The 3,280-nt window shown below is 62.8% G+C and carries 3 protein-coding genes; all 3 read right to left on the reverse strand.

Going from position 1 to position 3,280, the window contains the following annotated elements; genetic code table 11:
• Positions 1-79: 79 nt before the first annotated feature.
• Positions 80-1,558 carry a carboxypeptidase M32 gene (locus Q0M35_RS18245; protein WP_295317674.1) on the reverse strand — a complete coding sequence of 493 codons (1,479 nt, stop codon included), beginning with the start codon at positions 1,556-1,558 and terminating at the stop codon, positions 80-82.
• On the reverse strand, positions 1,555-2,709 hold the full coding sequence (gene ctaA, locus Q0M35_RS18250) for a heme A synthase (RefSeq protein WP_295317675.1): 1,155 nt from the start codon (positions 2,707-2,709) through the stop codon (positions 1,555-1,557). The genes Q0M35_RS18245 and ctaA overlap by 4 nt, the downstream gene beginning before the upstream one ends.
• A 65-nt stretch (positions 2,710-2,774) precedes the next feature.
• Positions 2,775-3,280 (reverse strand): TrmH family RNA methyltransferase (locus Q0M35_RS18255; RefSeq protein WP_295317676.1); only part of this gene is annotated, 506 nt, incomplete at its 5' end.

A 3,280-nucleotide genomic window follows, 5' to 3' on the forward strand; every position in this document is an offset into this window, starting at 1 on the left:
GGCAGGCCAGGTGCGCGACGCGCCAACGCTGGCTGTCAAAGCAAACCGGGCGTCCCCGCCACGGGCGCGCGCCGCCGGATCACAGCCCGTAAATCCCGGTGAATTTCTCCTTGAGATAGGCCAGCAGCGGTGCCTCAGATGGCTCAGCGCCCCGGGCGCGGGCGATTACGTCGCGCGGCTCGTAAAGCCCGCCGTGGGTCTGGACGTTTTCGGCAAGCCATGCGGTAGCACCCGAGGTATCACCCCGCGCCAGCTGGCTGTCGAGATCCGGCAGGGCTGCACGCAGCGCCTCATGTAGGCAGCCGGCATAGACGTTGCCGAGGCTGTAGGTTGGAAAGTACCCAAGCAGCCCGACGGCCCAGTGCACATCCTGCAGAACGCCGTGTGCAGGCTTGTCCACTTTGTAACCGAAATCGGCTTCAAACCGGTCGTTCCAGGCGGCTTCAAGGTCTGAGACCGACAGATCGCCCGAAATCAGCGCGCGTTCGAGATCAAATCGCATCAGCACATGCAGGTTATACTGCAATTCGTCAGCTTCGGTGCGGATGTATCCGTCCGAGACCCGGTTTACCGTTGCGTAAAAGCTTTCCTCATCGGGGATGCCGAAATCGCCAAAGGCGTCGCGCATTTCACCATAGAGCCAGCCGGTAAAGGCGCGGCTGCGTCCGAGCTGGTTTTCGTAAATCCGGCTCTGGCTTTCATGCACGCCCATCGAGACGCCCTGCCCCAGCGGTGTCAGCAGATAGCCACGGCTGATGTTCTGCTCGTAGCAGGCATGGCCGACCTCGTGGATCGTCGAATAAAAACAGTTGAACGGATCGGTCTCACTGGTGCGCGTGGTGATGCGCACATCAAGCCCGGAGCCTGAGCTGAACGGGTGCACCGCCTTATCCACGCGCCCGTGGGTCATGTCATAGCCAAAGGCTTTTGCGAGTTTTCGGGTGAGCCGCATCTGCGTTGGCTCGTCAAAGGTGCCGGTCAGCCGGGCGGGCGCTTTGGCCTCGCGCACTGCCGCACGCAGATCTGTAAGCTCCGGCCGCAGAGCGCCGAACATGGCTTCCAGATCGGCGGCGGTGGTGCCGGGTTCATAATCCTGCAGCATGGCATCATAAAGATCGCCGTCACCGGCCAGCGCTGCACCTTCTTCGCGTTTGAGGGCAATGACCTTTTCCAGCGCCGGTGCGAATGCGTCGAAGTCGCCTTCGGCGCGGGCATCGGCCCAGATGCCCTGGGTCTCCGAGGTCACACGCGCGATTTCGGCCGCAAGCCGCGCGGGCACTTTCGAGGTCCGCTCGAAATTGCGGCGGATGTGGCGCAGCTGTGCGCGGGCCACGTCATCCGTGGCGCTCTCCTCGGAGGCCGCGAGCCAGTCGCCCATGCGCGGATCTGTGCGACGGGCGTGAAGCACGCCTTCGAGTGCGGCCATTTCCGCGCCCCGTTGTGGTGCGGCTCCGCGTGGCATCATCGTTTCCTGGTCCCATTCCAGACGCCCGGAAATCGCGGCCAGGGCTTCGGTCTCGCGCACGAAGTCCATCAGCGCGTCATATTCAGCTGTCATGCGGTTTTGCCTCGCAGAGATGTTGCAACAGGATAACCGCTCAGGAAGCGGGCGCGCAGGATCAGCACCCAGACGAGAACTGCCAGCAGCTGGTGAAAAATTGCGATGCCCGCCGGGGCGCCGTAGAGAACGGTCACGATGCCGAGAACGACCTGCAGGCTCATCGCGGCCATCACCGCGTTGAATGCAAAGCGTGTATCCGCGTGCGACGAGCGGCGCCCGCGCAGCCAGACGACCACGGCAAAGGCTGCCAGAAGATAGCCGGTGACCCGGTGGATGAACTGCACCAGACCGGGGCTTTCGAAAAAATTGCGCCATACAGGCTCCAGCGCAAAGGCGCTGGCAGGAAAGACCTGACCGCCCATCAGGGGCCAGTCGGTATAGCTGCGACCTGCGTCAATGCCTGCGACCAGCGCGCCGATGAGGATCTGCAGAAAGGCGAAATGTAAAAGGCCCGTCGACAGGCCCCATTGCTTTGCCTCACGTGCGCGCCGGGCCTGCAGCAGATCGCCTGGCTTGCGGCCAAGCTGCAGCACGTACCATGTGATGAGCCCAAGGATGACAAAGGCCAGCCCGAGGTGCGTGGCCAGCCGGTAACTGGCGACATCCACCATGCCTTCGCCCTGCGTAACGCCGGAGGCAACCATCCACCAGCCGATCGCACCCTGCGCGCCGCCAAGTACACCGAGTAATAAAAGCTTTGATGTCCAGCCCGGCGGGATCTGCCGGCGGACGGCAAACCAGGCAAAACCCGCGGCCCAGACCAGACCGATAACCCGGCCAAGCTGACGGTGACCCCATTCCCACCAGTAGATGACTTTAAAATCGGCCAGTTCCATCCACTGGTTCTGGATGCGGAATTCGTCGATTTCCTGATATCTGGCAAACTCGCTTTCCCAGTCGGCCTGGCTAAGTGGCGGCAGTGCGCCGGTCAGAGGCCGCCATTCGGTAATGCTGAGCCCGCTGTCGGTGAGCCGTGTCAGACCGCCCACCGCGATCATCACGATCACCAGCGCAAAGAGTACCATCAGCCAGGCGCGGATGGCGGCCCGCCCGCCGCGCTGGCCGCGATCAATCAATCCCGGCTGCGCCTGCGGTCGGGCCGTTTCGCCCGTGCCCACTTCCTCAAAGATGCTGCGCTTTTTGCTCATCTCTCGCCGTCCTGAAAACCCGTTGCCAGATACCTATGCCGACCTGCCGGTGAGGTCCAGCGCGTCTATCCGTCGCGCGTGCGGTCGCGCAGCAGTTGTCGCAGCACGCCGTGCAGCATCTGGACATCAGCGCGGGTCAGCGGCATCCGGCTCCACATGTTACGCAGATTGACCCGCATCGAGCGCGATTTGTGCTCGGGAAAGAAAAAACCTGCGGCATCAAGGCGCTCTTCATAGTGAGCGGCCAGACGTTCAATTTCGATGACCGGGGCGGGGGATGTACCGGCCAGACCAGCCTGCTCATGAGCGACGCTGCCCGAGGCGCGCATCCATTCATATCCCGTCAGCAGCACGCATTGCGCCAGATTAAGCGATGGAAATTCCGGATTGACGGGCACCGAAATGATCGCATTGGCCCGTGCGATATCATCATTTTCGAGTCCCGCACGTTCCGGCCCGAAAAGCACGGCGACACGGCCGCCCGCTGCGATTTTCTCTGCGGCCAGCGCCATCGCGGCTTCGGGGCTGAACACCGGTTTTGTCAGATCGCGCGTGCGCGCCGTGGTGGCGA

Source organism: Roseobacter sp. (assembly GCF_024639605.1).
In the GTDB taxonomy this organism is placed as follows: domain Bacteria; phylum Pseudomonadota; class Alphaproteobacteria; order Rhodobacterales; family Rhodobacteraceae; genus Roseobacter.